The sequence below is a fragment of the Methylotenera mobilis 13 genome (assembly GCF_000384255.1).
In the GTDB taxonomy this organism is placed as follows: domain Bacteria; phylum Pseudomonadota; class Gammaproteobacteria; order Burkholderiales; family Methylophilaceae; genus Methylotenera; species Methylotenera mobilis_B.
Map to the genome: position 1 here is coordinate 1,931,161 of NZ_KB913035.1, position 19,689 is coordinate 1,950,849.

The window sequence follows — 19,689 nt, forward strand, 5'->3', positions numbered from 1 at the left end:
ATTAGATGTTACATTAGCAATGAGAAATTTTAGGTTAGATATTAATAGGAGGTCAATCATGAAAGCAGGTGGTATTGATTCAAGCAGAATAGAATCTATGCTTGCGCAAATGAGGGCAGCAGCACAACGTCCGCAAACAGAGGGTATAGCGAACTTAGCATCACCGATTAACTCAGACAAAAGTACTGGGAGAATTGATTTCGCAGATGCCCTTAAAGCATCACTGAACCAAGTAAATCAAGTACAAAAAAGTGCTGAAACACTGGGCAAGAATTTTGCATTAGGTGATGATAGCGTCAGTCTATCAGATGTGATGATTGCAGGACAAAAAGCAAATATTTCTTTTCAAGCAACAATTCAAGTTCGCAACAAACTAGTATCTGCTTACCAAGACATTATGAGTATGCAGATTTAATTTTTAAATAGCTCTTCGCCTACTGCATCAGCTTTAGCCTCCTCCAAGCGATAGAGCCAAGATAGAATTTCAGCAATCGCCTGATAAAGTGCAGGTGGAATATGATCATCCAGATCCACCTGCATTAACAACGCAACCAGATCTTTTGATTCATGCACAAAAATATCATGTTGCTTTGCTCTCGCGATAATTTGTTCAGCAATTAAACCGCGCCCTTTAGCGACAACTCTCGGGGCATAATCACCTGTTGCGTACGTCAGCGCAATCGCCTGCTGATTAGGGTTGTGAGACACATGCGGGTTTGGCGCAAGACCAAGAACCGGACTTAACAATTTATTTTCGCCTGCTTTACTCATAGCCTGAAATAACCAAACCTTCAAGTTGCAAACCAGTATCACTAATAGCCTGAGTTAACCCACGGCTTTTACTTTTTAACACATCCAATGTTTCATCTTGCTCGGCACGCAAACTAATGGACACATAACCATCTATAATGGTTAATTTAGCTGCAACGGCTCCTAAATGGGGAAAGTTCAACTTAATCTCACTAATGACAGGCCTTATAATATCGTCACGTTCGGCATTTTGTTCAGCCTCTTCGCCGTCTTTCTGGTCTAGGTAAACATCCCATTCCATTTTTTGCCCTGGCCATACTTCTCCATGCCAATTTAAGCGATTCTGCTCCAACATTGTCAATTGTTGTGACGTTAATGTGGCAATCTGTGTTTGGGTTTGATTTTGGTTCTGAGGTTCTTGCATGATTGCTGCAAGAGTGCGCCCACCTTGCAACATTTCACTTAGATGTGACTCATAAAACAGACCACTATTGACGAAAGCCTGCTTTAGGCCTTGAGCAACCATTTGTGGATCTTTGGGGGTATGAGTAACGATATTAGCCGCTTCAAATTTACTTGAGACCCCGTTTTTCTCGGCCTCTTGCAAATATTGGCCAATTAGGCGAGCTGCTGGACTTAAATCTGCCGAACCATCAGCAGGCTTAGCAGTTTGTGGTGCAAGAAAAAAAGTAGGGACCGGGCTATCCTGAACATAACGCAGACTAATGGACTGACCGACATGCCCTGAATTGCCCAACTCCATTTTCAACACAGCATTGTCGACCTTAACCAAAAATGCTTTATCATCGACTTTTGAAACAACCTGAGCAGAATATTCACGCCCCAGAATGAACTGCGTTGCTCTTGCATTAAGTTCCTGTAACGTAGCGCCAATATTATCAACCGCTAAAACAGGTAACACCCTACCTACTGGTACTGGACCAGGACTGATACTTAAATTGTCCGGCAGTTTAAGCATACAAGATTAAAGTTACTGACTATATGCTTGCGTCAGCCTTCTTTCCGTCTGATTAGTATTCATTAGAGCGTTTAATTTAGCCATCCAAGGTGAAATTAAGTTCCTAATCTCACGATCATCAGCAAGAATGCTTTTTATACTTGCCACTTTACGATTTAACGCTTCGGTTGGTAATGGTTGTGCATCTTCGATTGTTTTTAAAGTGGCAACATGTTGAGCACAAAAGGCTTCCAACTCTGTTAACTTATCCCAATCTTCCATTTTGGCTGCATGTAGCATTTGTTGCATTATCTTAGCAACCGTCTCATAAAGCTGAATAGTATTTTGATATTCCATTACTTTAATCCCTTATTAAACTTTAGCCTGATACGCATAATTTTGCGCAACACCTACCTGCTGATTATTTTTCGCTTGATTCAGCACTTGTGCTGTTGCTTTATTAGTATCAATAGCCTCCCATGCACCTTTCAAATCCAGTAGTAACTTAATGACTTCCTGAACCTGCTCTGGTTGATTACGCACGTTAGCAGACGCTAATTTACTACTCATGTATACGTAAAGTGCATCTAAGCTTTCTGCAATTTCACCACCAGCTTTTCTATCAAGACTAAGCCTGAGTCCGCTCTCAATAATCATGATTGCTTTCGACAACATCGCGCCTTTTTGCTCAATCTCCTTACGTTGCATACAAGCAATCGCACTATGACAAGCGGCAATAGCCCCATCATAAAGCATTACTATCAATTTAACCGGGCTCGCTGCCAACACACCAGTTTCCACACCCACTTTGGCATATCCGTTAACACCTTTTTGGTTTAGTCCAAACATGACGAGACCCTTTACTATTGATTAGCCTGCATTAAGTGCAGCAATTTGTTGTGTAAGGAAATTACTAGTAGATGACATGCTCGTTAACAACACATCAAGCTTAGAGTACTGTGCTCTATAACGGCTTTCAATCACTGTTAAGCGAGCATTCAACCGTTCTGTCTGTGTATCTAAGCGTTCTATTGAGCTATTTATACCATCGGTTCTAGCCGCTAAAATACCATCTTCACTAAGCAGGTTATCTAACAATGTACTCAATTTAGCTGCATAACCGAGACTAAAATTTACAGTGCCACGTGCACCTAATGCGCCACCCGACACATTAACTGTCAGCCCCTCGCTTGCATCACCTATTAAGCCTCTTAATGTAGTACCACTGCCAGTAGCAGCCGCTCCATTAATTGTTCCTTGTGCATTTAGCAATGTTGTACCAAGCTGTGTTACCTCAATTGCATAGGTACCCTCTTGTGTTTTGGAAGTACTACTCACGAAACTTACTTGAGGGTCAGTTGCTCTGGCGGTAGCAGCAAACAAACTTGCTATATCATTAAAGTTACTACTAACAGCATTGGTAAACTTAGTATTATCTAAATTTAGTTTACCGTCACGTTGAAAAGTCACTCCAATCTGTGAGAGTGTATTCAGTGAACTACCGTTAGCAACCGCTGTGTTCATCACAGATCGAATCTGGTTGATGATAGAACGTGCTGTAGAGTCACCTAATAAAGCACCATTAGCTTGACCAGTTTCATCAAATTTTGTCAGGTTGCGTAAAGTCGTATCTAACTTATTAAAAGCATCGACAAACGCTGTCACTGATGTCTTAATTGCATCCTGGTTTGTTGCTACTGACAAACTCAATGCGCTTCCAGAGGTTACACCAACCAGATTGAGCGTAACACCTTCAATAGCATCACTAATTGAGTTGCTAGACTTTACAATGTCAATGCCGTCAATTTCTAGAATTGCATTTTTAGCATCTTGTAATGAGGTTAAGTTTTTACCGTTGCCTGCTGTAGCTTGGGGATCGTATGCTAATTTAGATAATCCAGATGCATCCACACTGTTACCATCATCATCTGTGACTGCAATCTTTAAGCTATTTACTTCACCTGTATCTTTTGACGTAATCACTAGCCTGTTTGTCGTACCATCATTGACAATAGTTGCACTAACACTGCCGTCAGCCGCATTAATGGCGTCACGCACGCCAGCTAATGTGTTGTTAGAGCTGTCAATGGTAATGTTAAGATCAGATTTAGCTGAGTTTGGAGTAAACGAACTTGGCGTAAATGGACTAGCCACTTCGGGTGTGAATGTGCCAAATGAAATCGTTAAACTTCCGGTTCCAACAACATCAGAGACATTAGAAAATCCACCTACACTCAATTTCTGCGATTTTGCTAACTGACTAACATTGATATCGTAACTACCAACAGTTGCGCTTCCCGTTGAAGTTGCGGTTAGCACACTAGTATTGCTTGAAGTAACGCTTTGTGCATTAAATTTAGATAAGCTTGAAAGCGCACTAACAGAAGACTGAAAGGTAGACAGTGCACTTTTTAGTGTACCGTAAGCTGAAATTTGTGATTGATATGCTGTTTTTTGTGTTGCGACCTTAGTTAAAGGTGCTCTTTCAACACTCATCAAGTTACTCACAATGGTATTAACATCAAGGACAGAGCCTATTCCTGAAGTTGTAGCCATAATGATTCTCCTCGTTAAAATTACTAGTTAAATGCTTGCCAATCTTTTACATACAAAACAATACAAATACATTTAATTCAACAAGCATAATTTATAAACAAAATTTCATTTACTCGATAAAGCATAAAAACAAGCTTCTTATTGCAGATTAGGCTTGCTCTCTTACTACTAGACCTTGCAATCTTCCTAAAGTTTTGGAGAACGCCAAGACCTCTTCGTTTGGTATTTGCCTTAATACTTTATCGGTCGCAGTATCAACAACTTGAACAATTACACGGTCAGCCTCTTCATCCATTGTAAATTGAACGGTTTGTAATGCCGGCGCAACCAACTCATTAAGTTTGCTCACCGCTTTTGCCAAAGCCACTTTATCAACCTCAGCAGACTGCCTAACTTCCGGCTTCACACCATCCACTTTATCAATTGCTTTAGCGCCTACAGGGCTTGAAATAGCAATTTGGCCCCCGGCAATATTTTGCACGGCGGCCGCATTTTTGATTGCACCATAACCATCTAATGATGAGTTAAACATGATTTTATCCTCCTAAAAATCCCACAGGATGATCAGTCCTGTGGGTGATAAGGGCCTTACATTTCTGAAACTTAACCTCTTAACAGTGACAACACGTTGTTAGGTAGTGAGTTCGCTTGCGCTAACATCGCAGTACCTGCTTGTTGCAAGATTTGACCACGTGTCAAGTTAGCTGTTTCTGCCGCGAAGTCAGCATCCATGATGCGTGATTTAGCTGCTGATTGGTTCTCAACTGACACCTGCAAGTTGCTCACTACAGATTCAAAACGGTTTTGAATCGCACCCAATGTTGCTCGGCTAGTATTTGCAGCAGTTAATGCAGCGTCAATCGCAGTAATTGCACTTGATGCTGTAGCAACAGATGAAACGTTGCCAGTAATTGTTGCCGCAGCTACAGATGCAGTAGTAATGGTGTCACCAGCATCAGCACCCACTTGGAATGTTTGAGCTGCACCGAATACTGCAGCGCCGTTGAATTTAGTTGCTGTTGAAAGACGAGAAACCTCAGCAGATAACTGTGAGAACTCAGCCTCTAAGTTTGCACGGTCTGTACTTGTATTAGTACCGTTGATTGATTGAACTGCTAATTCACGCATACGTTGTAATGCGTCTGTTTGTTTAGACAAACCACCTTCAGCAACTTGTGCGAAAGAGATAGCGTCGTTAGCGTTACGAATCGCCACTTGTTGACCACGTACTTGTGAGTCCATACGTGTAGCAATTGCCAAGCCAGCAGCATCATCTTTAGAGCTGTTGATACGTAAGCCTGATGACAAACGTTGTAATGATGTGTTTAATGCACTTTGTGATGATGATAAGTTACGTTGTGTGTTTAGTGACGCAAGGTTTGTATTGATAACTGAAGCCATGATAATTCTCCTAATATTTAGTTAATTACAACTACATCTTATTGCCTTTAGCTTTGCATATTCAATTCAATTTGCGCTGCTGTTATTTCTGTTATCGGTAAGTTTTTTAGAAAGTTTAGGTCCAGATTTAAATATTTTTTAAATTCTGACTTTTTCCTACGAAATACTTTCTTGTTCACCTATCAATTAAGCAATCCTGATGTTTAGGATATCGGTTAGATCAGACAAATCTTTAGGAGATTTTTTTAAGAACTACGTTATTTAATGAAAAGTTGACACTCAATAAAATTTAACCATTTGATTAAATTAGATTAAGTCAAAATTTAATGTAGAGAATCACTGCAGTCTATGAACCAATTGTGCTGGTTTTGAATGAAGTTGCTGGTTGATTTTTGCACCAACGTTCCCACATTTGACGAAATGCGAGCACTAAATGTTGACTTATTATGCTAGCTTGATTGAGCGCAGAGATCTTAAATTGTTTGCGTAAATTGGATCTAACTTCAGATAAATACTGCAAATGCTCCGACCAGTATACGCCCTGACTCACAAAACCCTCATGAGATTGCACTACAAAGTCTGATAAATTCAAATGCAACATAATAGCCATTGCACTACGGCTCATCAGGCTATTACCCTCCACACACAAAGTTGGCACCCCCATCCATGCTGCGTGACATGTGGTCGTCACCCCATTAGATGGAAATGTATCTAAACAAATATCAACTTGATGATGTAACCTTAAATAATCTGCCATTGTATTGCGATGGTAAATAATCAGCCGATCCACACTAATTGTATGTTCAGCAAAGGCTTTTATGATTGCATCATAACTACCATCTTGCGGCATTGATCCTAATAGTAGTTTTGAGTTAGGAATTTTATTAAGCAGTTTTGACCACAGACTAATAACGCTAGGTGTGATTTTTTCTACTCGATTAAAACATCCAAACGTAATAAACCCATTGTTAAGTGCTGGCAACTCATTCACTTCTGGCGATAAATCTGATGGTATAAATGGTGCATTGGCGGGTAACTGCACAATTTTTTCCATAAACTGTCCATCAAACTGATTTGGCGGTAAAAGATGTGCATCCGCTAGATAATAATCCATTGCACTTAAGCCAGTAGTAGCCAGATACCCTAGCCAGCTCAATTGTATTGGTGCAGGCTTCATTGCAAAGCTGATTAACCGATTACCCGCAGTGTGCCCATCTAAATCAACGAGGATATCAATCTTATCTTCTCTAATCTTTTCAGCCAAAGCGACATCCGTTAATTCATCCACTTTATGCCAATGCTTAAATTTAGGTTTAAGGCGCTGCGTGACATGATCTTCAATTGCGCTAGTTGAATAAGCATGCAGTGAAACGTCAGCGACAAGTGATAGATGCTCAAGTACTGGCTCAAAAAAGTTGACTAAAGAGTGCTCTCTAAAATCAGCAGAAACAAAGCCAACATTTAAATTCTTAGCTGAATTACTTTTGTGTGAATGTTTTGGCCATGCTGATTTATATACAGCCTCATACTGGTAGCCAAACCTGCGATGTTCCGCAAACAAATCTTCTGTACTGACAACATCAGCATGTGAAAGACAGAACAATAAATTGCTGTAACAGCTTGCGTAACCAGGATTGATATCAAGTGCTTGTCGGTAATAGCCTACCGCAGCGGCAATGTCACCCATATCTTTAGAGACAATCCCTAAATTATTATAGGCAGCAGCGTAGTCTGGCTGAAGCTTGATGGCATCTCTAAAAGCATCGGCAGCGTTTGCTAAATCACCCTGCCCCTTTAAGACTAAGCCGTAATAGCAGTGCTCTTTGGCATCGTCTGCATTTAAAGCTAACGCTTTGCGCGCAGCGACTCGAGCGTCTTTCTTTTGCACAAGCAATGTATCGCTCATGATTTTCCAACCGTCAAGCCAGCTCGGATATTGCTCAAGTAATTTGTGTAACGCAATTTCAGCAGCTTGGTACCGCTTTTTTAGAAATAGCTGAATCAGTTTTTCTTGTATGTGCGCTTCTGGTACATGCGCATTTGTAGAACTTAGCATTAACAGTTCAGATTGCCGCTTCACTAGTAGCTGCTCTAAATGCTCAACGGGCTCCCCACTGAGGCCAGCATCTCGTCCATATGAAAGTACAAGCTTAGCATCTTCATAGTGAGCAGCATCTATCAATGCGCCTATATAACTCAGCCAATATTCCGCTTGTTGAGGATCGGACTCTAGCGCTGTATTAAAATAAGGCAAGCTATCTAAAGTACGTAGACTTTCTAACAATAACGACCCTAAATAGTAATTTGCCTGAGGCTGATGCACATCTACCGCTAATATAGATCGCAACTTATATTCAGCCGTTAGCAAATCACCTGATTGATATAAACTCACCGCTTGTTCAAGTGTCCGAGCAATGTCCTGATTATCTTGAATCATATCAATGTGCTATATCGATCAGGCACTACATACATAACAATTACTTGGATTTCAACAATTCAGCAAGCTCACCAGCTAATGCCTGTGCGGTTTCTGGTTTTAGCCCATGCTGCTGACCCAGCGCCAATACATCAGCGATTGAGTGCGTAATACCAGACATCATCAACGCATCTACATAGGTTACCCAATATTGTTCAACTGCAGGGTTAGCCTCAACGGCGGCTTCTAGTCGAGGCAGTGCATCCGCCGCACTTTTTTGGCTAGCTTCAATTAGGCCTAAACCATAATTTGCTTCAGCATGCCGCGGCTCGATATTTAATATTTCAAGGAATAAGGTTTGAGCTTCATCTAAATTACCATCTCGTTGACTAGTCTGAGCAAGCACCAATACATCTTGGATAGCCTGCTGCATATCCTGTGCTGCAGGGTTAGTTTGGGTTAAATCAAAAGGCTGTTCTGGCAAATGTTGCCTTGCTAAGTTTAACAACTGCTCATTACCCACATTAGATACGCAAGCTAACGCCCATAAATCAAAATAATTTGGCCTGCAGTTTCCTACTACTTTTGAAAAACCAGCTGACTCTAAAGTACCTAACAATACGTTTAATGTAAAACCACAACGATGCGACATGTAAAGATTGCCTTGGCTCATCGGAGGGCGGTGACCGTACAAAATGTCTAATGGCGCAATCGGCCCAGCGGGAGAAATGTATGCTGGCTCGGTTAATTTACCCTGTGCAACTAATGCGCAAACTGATTGTAAATCTGGGCAAGTAATCACAACAAAACCATCGCTACGGAGTACACGCTTAAACTCTGCCAGTGCAATTGGCACTTCATGCGGGTAAAGGTGTTCAATATTGTGAGATGAAAAGATTGCATCTACGCTACCTGAAGGAACCGCAGACATATCGGTCATGGTTCCAACCACGTCAGGATTGACAGCGGGGTTAATGTCTAATCGCAACTCGTTCCAGCTACTAAGATCAAATCCCTGCGGGCGGCTTGGTTGCTTAGTCACTGGGTCAATATAAAGAGGACCACAGCCCACATGTAAAAAAGTTTTCATTCCAAGAACCTCTTTTTAAAATTACATCTATATAAATTTAGCTTGTTAATATGATGATTGGATGATTACCTAAGCAACCGCTGTTAATACGGAAACCACGTAATCAACATCACCCGCACTTAAATGTGGACCTATCGGTAAACTCAAGACTTCTTTTGCTAAGCGCTCTGCAACTGGCAGAGTCCCAGCTTTAAGCGCTAGTGCCTGATATGCCTTTTGCAAATGTGGAGGTACTGGATAATGAATCAATGTCTGTATGCCAGCGGATGCCAAACGTGACTGTAATGCATCACGCTCAGGTGTAGCAACCACATATAAATGCCAGACTGGTTCTGCCCACGTTGGTACATTTGGCAAACTCAACCCTAAACCGCGCAATGCCTGACTATAAATTGTTGCAATATGCTGACGACGTTTATTCCAACCATCAAGATACTTAAGCTTCACTGAGAGTGCTGCCGCTTGAATTGGGTCTAAGCGGCTATTAACGCCGCGCTCTTCATTGAAGTATTTAACAGACGACCCATAATTACCTAATTCGCGCACCCTAGAGGCGATTGCCTCATTATTGGTTGTAATTGCTCCGCCGTCACCCAATGCACCGAGGTTCTTACCTGGGTAGAAACTCCAAGCGACCACATCACCATGGCTGCCAATTTTTTTGCCTCCAACCATCGCACCATGTGCTTGTGCTGCATCTTCAATCACAGCCAAGCCATGTCTTTTTGCTAAAGTACAAATTGCCTCAATGTCTACAGGCATGCCGTATAAATGTACGGGCATAATCGCTTTAGTCTTTGATGTAATGCAACGTTCGATACTAGCAACATCAATGTTATAACTACCTGATGCAGGCTCTACTGGAACAGGCTTTGCACCAACTGCACTGACCGCAAGCCAAGTAGCAATAAAGGTATGTGAAGGCACAATGACCTCATCCCCTGCACCGATGTCTAAAGCACGCAATGCAAGCGTTAATGCGTCTAGCCCATTACCAACACCTACACAATACTTAGCTTCTGTATAAGCAGCAAAATCCGCTTCAAAGCTTTCTACTTCTGGGCCACCTATGTACCACCCAGAATGGCTAGCCCTAAGTACAGCTTCATCTAACTCACGGCTTAATTCACTATAAGCAGCTTTAAGGTCTAAAAATGGTACGCGCATATCACTCAATTACTTTACCCATCTGGCTTTCATAAAGTCATCATAATTTCGGTAATAGTCATCTTCACTATATTTATTAGAAGCTAACACCATCAACACCGAGCCTGATGAAAAGTTATCCATCTCGCGCCAGATCATTGGGCATACATACAAGCCGTAGTAGGACCGTGCCAAATGAAAAGTTTTCTTATCTTTACCATCATCCAAGGTAATATCAAAGCTGCCAGACATTGCAATAATCAACTGATGCAAACCTTTATGCGCATGCCCCCCACGATCAGAGCCGCCTGGTACGTCATATACATAGTACACACGCTCTATTGCAAATGGGATATGGTTATTGCTTTCCACAAACGACAAATTACCGCGAGGCTCGTGGATTTTCGGGAGTTCAATGATTCTGCAGTCTTCTAATGGCATAATAATCTCATACTACAATATAGTTTTTTAAACACCTTGATTAATCGCATCTTAAATTGATATTCACTTACATCCTACATTTTGCTGACCAAACACTACCTGACGAATAAACATTAAACAAAGCCATACCAGTGCCTATCAACAAATGAAAAAACATGCTATGGGATATTAGGTCGATAGAATCATACGACTTAATATCTGTTTACACCTATTGAATATTTATAACATTAAGTCTGAACTTGATATATTTCTAGATCATCTGCTGAATCAATCTCGCCCCATGGGAGCTCATAAGAAACAGCATGAACAGCAACACGCCCAGCCTTAATGACCATTTGCAAAGTACCTGTCATATGCATACGGTCGCGTTCTGTCTGCGTTAAACCATCGCGAATTCTAATCACCTCAGCCCATCCCTCGGGGGTGAAACGTAAAAGCCCCATATACTGCCCTTGCACCTCTTCAACAGACTTTGGTTTTTCGCCAATTTCAGCCAACGTATTATCTGAATTCAGCTTAAAGGTTTCAGCATCCACTAAAGGATCATCAAAGCGCTTCTGCCAAAGCTTTAACCAGCTAGGGTCATAAGTCACTGCCAAACGATGATGCACATCCATCAGAGACTTGACGGCAGAGGCCTCATAAAAAATATCAGAATAACTGACAATACAGGGTTCATTCTTTAGCCACTCATCGGCACTTGTTAAGGACGAAACCATATTAGTTTCAGCCCAGCGTGGGTTGTGAAATTCTACTAGCCCATAAGATGCCAATAACTCGCGCTTGTACCCAGTCACGATGGCGATTTCACTAACTCCTGCTTTTTGCAATGCTTGTAATTGCCATTCCAATAATGTCTTGCCACGCAACTCAACTAAACACTTTGGCTTCTGATCGGTTAGGTCTTTCATACGGCTACCACGACCAGCCGCTAAAATAATGGCTTTCATTTAAACAATGCTTTCAATCGGTCAATATCAATCGGGTTAAATGGTGTTTCCCGTTCTGGGTGCCACATCCAGCCCTCCCATTGTAGTGCGCTATGCTTAATTGATTCAATTTCACCATCTTCCGCCTGTGCGGTCACCACAAAATCTTGGGGACACTCAGTCAAACTATACCGATGATAGCTATTCACTTCATGTGTAAGGCTCCCTTGCAGGGTATGTCGCTTACGTACATGCCCATCAACAAGCTTCAAACTAACCCCCTTATGTGCAGCCATCATTTGCATGCCTCTACATACACCAAGTACAGGTATCTTGTGTTCTGCCGCCCACACCAAAAGCTGATGCTCTGTTTCATCTCGCATCGGTGACACGCCAAAATCCTCACCGCCAGAAAGAATTAATCGGTTAATACCCCATTGCTCGCAGTATGCCTTGATTGAATCTCTCCCGATATTTGGCAAAGGCATCCAAATTGCTTCTGGCAATGCTGTATTAAGAAAACTCGCCCAGACACTAGCTAAAGCGTCTCGAGGTTCATCATACCCCTCAGCCTGAAGTATGCGCATTGTGACGCCAATGCGAAGCTTACTAATTAACATACAACGGCCTTAATATTTTATCTGCACAGTTCAACTCTACACTTTCTGCTTGAAGTACTCGCTGAAAGATTTGATCACCGCAACCAATCGCTGCTGGTAGCCCTAGTTCAGCACAGCGCACCGCCATATGAGAGTTTGCACCGCCAAAACGCGTGATTAATGCCATCGGCTCTTTGGTAAATATCCAGTCGAAACCAGGGTCTGCATTTTCAATACAAATAATACAGTTCTTAATATTAACGGTTGTGGGTGTATTCGCCTCAAGTTGAAAAACTCGTCCAGATGCTGCGCCAAGCCCGATAAAGTTCGGAACACTTCGATTAAGTGTCGCCACATAGATATCCTGCACGCCAAAGACGATATGTCCTAGTCTGAAAGCATGTGCCGCAGACATGGTGCCACGTGCAGATTCTGCAATATCAAGATAATATCTATCGACATCATCCATCACTGGCTGAGTAAGACTTCTCACGATTTGAGGCCATTCTAAATAGGAAATATCATCTCGCGATAAACCATATGACTCACCCCAACGCACGATTTCAGATAAGGCATCAGACAAACTTCGCGTAAATACAAATTTGACATACTCACGTGCAGCAATCGCTTTTTCTGCGTAACTCAATAACATCTCGGCATTGAGTGAGCCAAAACCAGCCTCATGCAGTAACGAATCTATACTCGCATGTTCTGTATCAGACAACATAAATTTTGGACGCGATATGCTCACAGGCATGGCCATTGCATCGACAAACAAATCATCACGCTCATCATATCTTAGCGAAGTTACCTCATAGGTTCCTGGGCGTAAATGACCGTATTTATTAAAGAATGAAAGCCGAGAGAACTGACCATTACAAACCTGCGCATATTCATCTAGCATGCTACCTGTAATGGTCTGGATACTGCGCTTAAACTCGGTTAATCGTTGATCACTGAGCGCACCTCGTCTCACTGCTGAGCGTAATAACGCCTCTGCAATAAAAGCATGACGAGCGACTACTGCAAAAGAAGATGTACCAAACTCCTTACACTTTGTTAGCAGAAACTCAGCTCTAGCAAGATGAACATAACCTTCATCATTTACTTGCTCCATTTCCAGCTGCTCTAAATGCGCTGTATACCTCAATGCCAAATCTAAAGTATTGTCAGGGTGGCTATTTAAACACTGATGAGTAAGCTCGGTTAACGCTTTACGGTACTCTTCAAACTCATCATCATTGAGCAATGCTGGATAACGTGCCTTAAAGTCCTCAACAAAACAGAAATCAAGGCAAGTGGGCACAATTTCGAACTCAACCTTGTCATGAAACTCGGGAAAAGTTTCTAATCTATCAAGCCATGCATTCACAAGCTTCTCCCCTACCGCTTCAGAAACACTTGCAGGTAAAAAAGAATTAAAACTGTTACGCACATCGATATAGGGGTGGCTGTTGATAAGCAACATTAATTCAGCAGAATCTAGTGCCCTGTATCCCATACTAGCTCGTGCTTCACGCCAAACCGACTTAGTAATCAACTCTCGATATAGCGATGCTGCCAACGGCTTGGGGGTCGTGCCGATAATCTCCGCAGGGTTCCAGTCTGGCATCACCGCAAGAATAGTACGTTCGCCCAAAATGCCATCACGCCGTTTTGAGCAATTTCTTACATAATCCTCAACATGTGCTAATTGCCTTTTCACACGGCGCTCGGTTACTGGGTGCCAATGTCGTGCAAGCGCAATTCGCCTCACTTGAAAAAGAAATAGTTGCCCAGCCTTATTCATCCCAAACTCAATGTCTAACGCGGCACATTTACAGATAGCTTCTAACTCTTTGGCCAAGCCTAGAAACAGCGCGATTCTAGGTGATCTGATTAAGCTACTATCGGCATCACGATAAACAAACAGGCTTTTATGAATACCATTTCCACTGGTAACAACATCAGTTCGGCCGCTTTCATCATCAAAATCAATACAGATGTAAGGCGCACCGTTCACCATATCATATGTCATGATGACGCCACTTACTTCAATATCGCTAATCATCGGCTGTACCAGCACCTGATCACGAGCGTTACCAGTCATCGACTGTAGTACTTCTTCAATAGCAAGTATGAGTGCATCACTATTTTCAGCATGTACATTCAGATTACTTAAAAATGCACCCGCCATTGAACTATAAGCGCCATCTTCATTTAAGCCGCTAGACCTCACAGCCAATATCTCATTACCAAATCGTTGATGAATCGCTTCTAAGATAGCTGATTTTTCTATTACCCATTGGTCCCGTGTGAAGAAGTATATTTCTGGAACCATTGCTTCAGTGACCAAATCTTTCAGATTCCAAAGTGTTTCTGCTTTGGTACCAAATTTAAACGCCTGAGATACTGCTAGTGTGCTCATGATGCATGATCTTTCTTCAACGACAATATCGCTAGGTGCTTAAGGATGGGATGAATAACATAATATGTCTCACCTTCTTCTGGGTGCTGCTCAAAAAGTGTAGGGAAATCACTGGCGCTGATATAAGCACGTAAAACTTCTACCAATAAATCTGCACGTATCGCGGAATCATAGACGCGATCAACATCCATATCAAAAGGCGGGATAGGATAATGTTTCTGCGCCACTACAGGCCCTGTATCAATCATACGATCAAGGAATAAAGCGGTAACACCTGGCATCTCTTGTTTTAGCAACGCATAATAAAGGGTGGTACTGCCACGATACTGCGGCAACCAGCCAGAGTGCATATGCAGGAACTTTGGCGCCAATGCTAACGTACGCTCAGACACTATTTGACCACCAACACCTGAATAAATAATCACAGAAGGCTCTGCATCCGAGATGCAGCTTACACATTCTTCTGAGTTTACATCAACTGAACCACATCGGCTTACCTCTATATTTGCCCGATCACAGGTTTGCATAATTGACTCTGCAAGGTTCGGTAACAAAATACCATGCCAACTATTATTTGGCGTGCTTTGTTGCTCAAGTGAAGGCGTCTCACCTAGTAAAATAACCTTTTCAGGATACAAGCCATTGGCAACCAACGCTTGAATATATGCCTGAGAACGTGCCGTCTGCGCAGCTAACAACACAACACCTTTGAGCTTCATGGGCATATGTTCAGCTAAGGTTAGAGCATCCTGTCCAATAGTGGCATTTCCCTCGACAGGCTGTCTCTCTAACTTTAAACAAAGCGCATCAACATGCCTTCGCTCTGATAGCGCTAAGCTTTGCACGCGACTACTCAACGATTCACTTAACTGCTGATACGCAGCAGTTAATGTATCCATAATCTTAAGCAAAGCATTTAAATAGGGTAACGACAAAGTAATGGCGTAGGCCAAGTTCAAGACTTCTGCAAACCGAACGTAACGGGTCCAATTTTTATAGTCCGTAGCGTCAACAGGCCGCCAATTAAAATTGTAACGACTATGAAGCCGCTTACTCACCTCAAAGCGTTGTACTAGCCTATTTAATGTTTGAATGGTTTGAAGACCAGTATGATGTTCTGACAGTTTTTGGTGTAGCACCTCAATCATGTGCATGGTAGGAGAGCTATCTAAATCACTCGCAGAAGTATCAATCGTTTGTTTTTCGGCAAGCGCCTGCTCGCGTTGCCTATGCCATGCTGTTAAAAATGCCTTGCCATGAAACTTTGTATAAAAATAGGTGTTTCTATTTTCCAATAGATCGCCTGAGGCATAGTCATAAGAAACTGTGTGGTTCAAATCAACCCCGCTTGCTTAAGAATATTTGAGGCTAACGCTTTAATATTGGCATCGTTTTTTGTGGTGTCGATCGTGATATCGGAGCCAACAGGACGTTCAAAGGGAATATCGATACCCACAACATTGTTCACTTCGCCTCTTCTTGCTGCGGCATACATACCTTTTACGTCGCGCGCCATTAGGACATCTAAGGGTGCATCCATAAAGACCTCAAAGTAATGACTAAAACGCTTTCTATTTTCTAAGCGCATATCAGGAAAAATTGACAAGATACAACACACCACATGAATACCCTGACTATCTAGCATTTCACATAACGCTACAATTCTTTCAGCATTGATACGGCGCCCTTGAACCGTATATGGCTCATTACCTTGATCATGTGCAAAAACCTTACGAAGCTCATCTCCATCAAGCAACACTGTATTGGGTTTAATCTCACGTAACTGTCTTGCTACCTCATGCCCTAATGTGCTTTTACCAGAGCCTGAAAGACCAATCAACCAAATCACCATCAGTGGCTTCCGCCTTTCCCGACCATATATTTCAAATTAAGTAATGCATTTGCCGCCACGTTGGAAGAAAAGCCATAGTAAGGTGCAAAATAGCGTTTTCTTAATACATGGCGCACAGACCGTTGCTGCTCCCATAATGATGTGTCTGCTAACAGTTCCGCAATAGTTAGGTCTGTGGGATTAACATTAATCAGATGTTTTCTGATTGTAATATCAGGTGAATCTTTGCCAGTTAAATCATCATCTATTGCGCCCGCTACATTAAGCAATATAAAGTTTTTATCAGCATAGACTCCTGCGAGAGGCGGCCCACCGTAATCAAACAACATAAAATCAGCAAGCTGGTACAGCGGCAAGTTATCACTGCTATCTGTAATTAAATGCGTAAAATTATGCTGCTGCAAAGCGACCAACCGCTCAGGCTCACTCTCTGGCATTAATGGATGTAATTTTACAATAACATTATATTGATCAGTCAATGCACTGATTTCCGCATCAAAATGAGTGACAGAAGACAATGTTTTCCATGTCGGTAACCAAACCACTGTCTTTTTCAGTGGATCACAACCGTATCTTGCATGCAAATCTGCCTTTTCTAATTGCTGTGTAAAATATCGATCAAACCTTGGGTAGCCCATCTGTACCACTACAGCGTCAGTACTCTCTGAAAATATGTCCGCATGATATGGCCCAAAACATAAAATCACATCATAAAGGCTGTTCCATTCTGATAAATTCCAGCCAGACTTTCCTGCTGCATACATAAATCGAACGTTAATATTCCCCAACTGCTTTATTAAAGGTTGTCCAGATAAATTAATGGGATGATTGGAAACTAAATACTGATATCTGGAGTTTGCATGAATAACATCGTTAGCAGTGACTACATGGCATTTCCATGGAGCAAAGAAAGCTAAGTCTGTCGCCTCTGCATCACCGTATAGCACCACATCAAAACTTCCTTCTGGCAATAAATCCCATACACAAGCATAGTGATTAACCAGCTCAAGTGTATGCACTAAAAACCCAATACGATTGATATCAAAACTACTTGTAAATTCTGCCGCTAGCTTTTTGGCCATGCCAGCGCTAAGACCATACTTCATGCCCAACTCCAAAGCGTCTGCTGCACTGTTGAGGGCGCCTGACTGCATGAGTGCTGTGATATAACTTACCCAATACACCTCTTGCTCAGGCTTTGCCATCACAGCACGCTCAAACCTAGGCAAAGCAATAGAAACATTTTCAGTGTGCGCTTCAATAACACCCAAACCGTAATTAGCTTCGGCATGTTCTGGTTCTATTTCTAGCACCTCTTGATACAAACCTACCGCCTGCTCTATACGCCCAGCTTGGTAGTGCTCTTTTGCAGTGACCAGTGCATCTTCAAGCACAGGGTTGATAATAGGCTGATGCTCTAGATACAACCCAAAGCTCTCAAGTGCTGATACAAGCGCCTGAAGGCTAATCTCGAAGTCCGCATGGTTTATATCGTTCCAGTTACCAGTATCAACGACCTTACCTAAGACATAAGCTAGCTGATGGCCAACGGCAAAAGCAATATTGCTGAAATACCAATAATTGACGACTTTAGCGTCATTCATCAACACGATAATTTTTGCACCCTCTGGTGCCCACATCATATTTAATAAGGCAGCACCTGATGCCGCCACAATATATTTTGCTTTACTAAAAGTTCTAATTTGTTCGGTAAAACTTAAAGTGCTGGGGTCAATACTGACAAAGCCCTCTGACTCTAACTTTTGCTGTATTGCAGCTTCATTCACAACAGAGCGTGCGTGATATTGCCTACCTGAGAATCTCTTAATGAAGATTCTTTCTGGTGCCGTTTCACATTTTTCTTGCGCAACTAACTCAAGAAAAATGTTTCTAGTTGCTTTCAAAGCCTCTGGATGAAAAATCGCATGCTGCGGTTCAGCCAGTTTTTTCAAAACATTCGAAGAAATAGCATTAGGTCGCTGAAATACGACATTTGCAACAGGACTAACCCATAATGCTTCAGGAAAGTCATTTAACGACATAGCGTCAATTCTAATCAACTGATCATCGGCAACCCCGAGTAAAGACAGCGCTTCCAGCATACTGGGGAATGACCGAGAATCAACCAGAACTTTATAAGCAGATAAATCGACACCGCTTTCCCTGAGCAATACCAATTGAGGGAGAAACTCAGTCATCCAGTGAGCATAGTTATATGACCCATTCCCAACTAGATTGATTACTTTACAAGTGTAATGATATCGCCCTTTTATGTTGCAATAGCCGATCATATTTTGATCCTGCCTGATATCACAACTTAATGTAGCCTGCTCTGACGTTTCCCAATACGCGGTAGAAAAATATTGATGATAAATACTTTTATTTTGAATAATAGGAAAAGCCGCGCCACCTATCAGTTTAAAGTCAGTTACTTCAGCATAATAAATTGCAGGGTGAGTTAATGCATGACCATTAATCACATCAGGATTGAGACACGCTTCCCCAAACATAGGAATCGGGGGCGTCACGTATGTAATTTCTTCTTTTAACTTTATACCGCCAAATTTAGCGACGGTGTTATCAACAGTTCCAAGCTCAAAAATCTCAAATTTTGCATTATCTACCCTATCACTCATTTAATGCTAGCCTCTCTTTGGCCTTGCTGGATTACCAATCACCACTTCATGATCAGCAACATCTTTCGTCACCACTGAACCAGCGCCTACAACTGCACCGACACCAACTCTAATGCCTGGCAATAGCACGGCCCCTCCTCCGATAGATGCACCTTTGCAAACAATTGTCTTTTCTAATTTAAATGCGGTGTTTTTAGATTTTGGGTATCGATCATTAGTGAAGGTTACATTCGGGCCAATGAACGCATCATCTTCTATCGTGATGCCATCCCATAGATAGTTGCCACATTTAATCGTGACATTATCACCAATGACTACATCGTTCTCAATGAAACAATGTGCATTAATGTTGCAGTGCTTGCCTATCTTGGCGTTAGCTAATATGACTGTGAATTGCCATACTTGTGAACCCTCTCCGATATGTTCAGATTGGCAGTCGGCGAGCGGATGAATATTTTTAGACATTTAAAACCCTAATCACTACAACAGATTGTTACTGGCATCAATC

Annotated in this window: 19 protein-coding genes; 1 reads left to right on the forward strand and 18 read right to left on the reverse strand. The window is 42.0% G+C overall.

Annotated elements, in window-relative coordinates:
- Positions 1-58: 58 nt before the first annotated feature.
- The gene (fliE, locus tag A391_RS0109200) at positions 59-415 is read left to right on the forward strand and encodes a flagellar hook-basal body complex protein FliE (protein WP_019898913.1); all 357 of its coding nucleotides are present in this window, start codon (positions 59-61) and stop codon (positions 413-415) included.
- Here the strand turns inward: fliE and A391_RS0109205 are convergent.
- The 18 genes from A391_RS0109205 to A391_RS0109290 all read right to left on the reverse strand — a co-directional run bounded on the left by A391_RS0109205 (position 412) and on the right by A391_RS0109290 (position 19,646).
- Positions 412-771: an EscU/YscU/HrcU family type III secretion system export apparatus switch protein gene (locus A391_RS0109205; protein ID WP_019898915.1), complete on the reverse strand. Its 360-nt coding sequence runs from the start codon at positions 769-771 to the stop codon at positions 412-414. The genes fliE and A391_RS0109205 overlap by 4 nt on opposite strands.
- Complete coding sequence (locus A391_RS0109210; RefSeq protein WP_019898916.1) at positions 764-1,729, reverse strand: flagellar hook-length control protein FliK; 966 nt, start codon at positions 1,727-1,729, stop codon at positions 764-766. Before A391_RS0109210 ends, A391_RS0109205 begins: the two co-directional genes overlap by 8 nt.
- 12 nt (positions 1,730-1,741) lie before the next feature.
- The gene (locus tag A391_RS0109215; RefSeq protein ID WP_019898918.1) at positions 1,742-2,065 is read right to left on the reverse strand and encodes a flagellar protein FliT; all 324 of its coding nucleotides are present in this window, start codon (positions 2,063-2,065) and stop codon (positions 1,742-1,744) included.
- A 15-nt stretch (positions 2,066-2,080) separates the two neighbouring features.
- Positions 2,081-2,557 (reverse strand): flagellar export chaperone FliS, encoded by a 477-nt coding sequence (gene fliS, locus A391_RS0109220; protein ID WP_019898919.1) that lies wholly within the window; start codon positions 2,555-2,557, stop codon positions 2,081-2,083.
- A 21-nt stretch (positions 2,558-2,578) separates the two neighbouring features.
- Entirely contained in the window at positions 2,579-4,264 is a 1,686-nt protein-coding gene (fliD, locus tag A391_RS0109225; RefSeq protein ID WP_019898920.1) for a flagellar filament capping protein FliD, read from the reverse strand.
- 148 nt (positions 4,265-4,412) lie between these two features.
- On the reverse strand, positions 4,413-4,796 hold the full coding sequence (locus A391_RS0109230; protein WP_019898921.1) for a flagellar protein FlaG: 384 nt from the start codon (positions 4,794-4,796) through the stop codon (positions 4,413-4,415).
- A 71-nt stretch (positions 4,797-4,867) separates the two neighbouring features.
- Entirely contained in the window at positions 4,868-5,665 is a 798-nt protein-coding gene (locus tag A391_RS0109235; protein ID WP_019898923.1) for a flagellin, read from the reverse strand.
- A gap of 346 nt (positions 5,666-6,011) precedes the next feature.
- Positions 6,012-8,102 carry a tetratricopeptide repeat protein gene (locus A391_RS0109240; RefSeq protein WP_019898925.1) on the reverse strand — a complete coding sequence of 697 codons (2,091 nt, stop codon included), beginning with the start codon at positions 8,100-8,102 and terminating at the stop codon, positions 6,012-6,014.
- Positions 8,103-8,142: 40 nt separating this feature from the next.
- Positions 8,143-9,171: a class I SAM-dependent methyltransferase gene (locus A391_RS0109245; protein WP_019898927.1), complete on the reverse strand. Its 1,029-nt coding sequence runs from the start codon at positions 9,169-9,171 to the stop codon at positions 8,143-8,145.
- 69 nt (positions 9,172-9,240) lie between these two features.
- A complete protein-coding gene (locus A391_RS0109250) occupies positions 9,241-10,338 on the reverse strand; it encodes a DegT/DnrJ/EryC1/StrS family aminotransferase (protein WP_036317195.1) in 1,098 nt (365 codons plus the stop codon).
- A gap of 9 nt (positions 10,339-10,347) precedes the next feature.
- Positions 10,348-10,758 (reverse strand): sugar 3,4-ketoisomerase, encoded by a 411-nt coding sequence (locus A391_RS0109255; RefSeq protein WP_019898929.1) that lies wholly within the window; start codon positions 10,756-10,758, stop codon positions 10,348-10,350.
- 227 nt (positions 10,759-10,985) lie between these two features.
- On the reverse strand, positions 10,986-11,708 hold the full coding sequence (locus A391_RS0109260; RefSeq protein WP_019898930.1) for a phosphocholine cytidylyltransferase family protein: 723 nt from the start codon (positions 11,706-11,708) through the stop codon (positions 10,986-10,988).
- On the reverse strand, positions 11,705-12,307 hold the full coding sequence (locus A391_RS0109265; RefSeq protein ID WP_019898931.1) for a gamma-glutamyl-gamma-aminobutyrate hydrolase family protein: 603 nt from the start codon (positions 12,305-12,307) through the stop codon (positions 11,705-11,707). The genes A391_RS0109260 and A391_RS0109265 overlap by 4 nt, the downstream gene beginning before the upstream one ends.
- The gene (locus tag A391_RS0109270) at positions 12,297-14,693 is read right to left on the reverse strand and encodes a PEP/pyruvate-binding domain-containing protein (RefSeq protein ID WP_019898933.1); all 2,397 of its coding nucleotides are present in this window, start codon (positions 14,691-14,693) and stop codon (positions 12,297-12,299) included. Before A391_RS0109270 ends, A391_RS0109265 begins: the two co-directional genes overlap by 11 nt.
- Complete coding sequence (locus tag A391_RS14180) at positions 14,690-16,030, reverse strand: formyltransferase family protein (protein ID WP_019898934.1); 1,341 nt, start codon at positions 16,028-16,030, stop codon at positions 14,690-14,692. Before A391_RS14180 ends, A391_RS0109270 begins: the two co-directional genes overlap by 4 nt.
- Positions 16,027-16,545, reverse strand: coding sequence for an adenylyl-sulfate kinase (locus A391_RS0109280; RefSeq protein WP_019898936.1), 519 nt, complete (start codon positions 16,543-16,545; stop codon positions 16,027-16,029). The genes A391_RS14180 and A391_RS0109280 overlap by 4 nt, the downstream gene beginning before the upstream one ends.
- A complete protein-coding gene (locus A391_RS14185; protein ID WP_019898938.1) occupies positions 16,545-19,181 on the reverse strand; it encodes a glycosyltransferase 61 family protein in 2,637 nt (878 codons plus the stop codon). The genes A391_RS0109280 and A391_RS14185 overlap by 1 nt, the downstream gene beginning before the upstream one ends.
- Positions 19,182-19,187: 6 nt before the next feature.
- Complete coding sequence (locus tag A391_RS0109290) at positions 19,188-19,646, reverse strand: N-acetyltransferase (protein WP_019898939.1); 459 nt, start codon at positions 19,644-19,646, stop codon at positions 19,188-19,190.
- Positions 19,647-19,689 lie beyond the last annotated feature (43 nt).

Coding starts and splice junctions, on each gene's coding strand:
- A391_RS0109255 (WP_019898929.1), bottom strand. CDS start 10,758: ATGCCATTAGAAGACTGCAGAATCATTGAACTCCCGAAAATCCACGAG.
- A391_RS0109260 (WP_019898930.1), bottom strand. CDS start 11,708: ATGAAAGCCATTATTTTAGCGGCTGGTCGTGGTAGCCGTATGAAAGAC.
- A391_RS0109240 (WP_019898925.1), bottom strand. CDS start 8,102: ATGATTCAAGATAATCAGGACATTGCTCGGACACTTGAACAAGCGGTG.
- A391_RS0109265 (WP_019898931.1), bottom strand. CDS start 12,307: ATGTTAATTAGTAAGCTTCGCATTGGCGTCACAATGCGCATACTTCAG.
- A391_RS0109290 (WP_019898939.1), bottom strand. CDS start 19,646: ATGTCTAAAAATATTCATCCGCTCGCCGACTGCCAATCTGAACATATC.
- fliS (WP_019898919.1), bottom strand. CDS start 2,557: ATGTTTGGACTAAACCAAAAAGGTGTTAACGGATATGCCAAAGTGGGT.
- A391_RS0109250 (WP_036317195.1), bottom strand. CDS start 10,338: ATGCGCGTACCATTTTTAGACCTTAAAGCTGCTTATAGTGAATTAAGC.
- A391_RS0109235 (WP_019898923.1), bottom strand. CDS start 5,665: ATGGCTTCAGTTATCAATACAAACCTTGCGTCACTAAACACACAACGT.
- fliD (WP_019898920.1), bottom strand. CDS start 4,264: ATGGCTACAACTTCAGGAATAGGCTCTGTCCTTGATGTTAATACCATT.
- A391_RS0109270 (WP_019898933.1), bottom strand. CDS start 14,693: ATGAGCACACTAGCAGTATCTCAGGCGTTTAAATTTGGTACCAAAGCA.
- A391_RS14185 (WP_019898938.1), bottom strand. CDS start 19,181: ATGAGTGATAGGGTAGATAATGCAAAATTTGAGATTTTTGAGCTTGGA.
- A391_RS0109245 (WP_019898927.1), bottom strand. CDS start 9,171: ATGAAAACTTTTTTACATGTGGGCTGTGGTCCTCTTTATATTGACCCA.
- A391_RS0109205 (WP_019898915.1), bottom strand. CDS start 771: ATGAGTAAAGCAGGCGAAAATAAATTGTTAAGTCCGGTTCTTGGTCTT.
- fliE (WP_019898913.1), top strand. CDS start 59: ATGAAAGCAGGTGGTATTGATTCAAGCAGAATAGAATCTATGCTTGCG.
- A391_RS0109210 (WP_019898916.1), bottom strand. CDS start 1,729: ATGCTTAAACTGCCGGACAATTTAAGTATCAGTCCTGGTCCAGTACCA.
- A391_RS0109280 (WP_019898936.1), bottom strand. CDS start 16,545: ATGGTGATTTGGTTGATTGGTCTTTCAGGCTCTGGTAAAAGCACATTA.
- A391_RS0109215 (WP_019898918.1), bottom strand. CDS start 2,065: ATGGAATATCAAAATACTATTCAGCTTTATGAGACGGTTGCTAAGATA.
- A391_RS0109230 (WP_019898921.1), bottom strand. CDS start 4,796: ATGTTTAACTCATCATTAGATGGTTATGGTGCAATCAAAAATGCGGCC.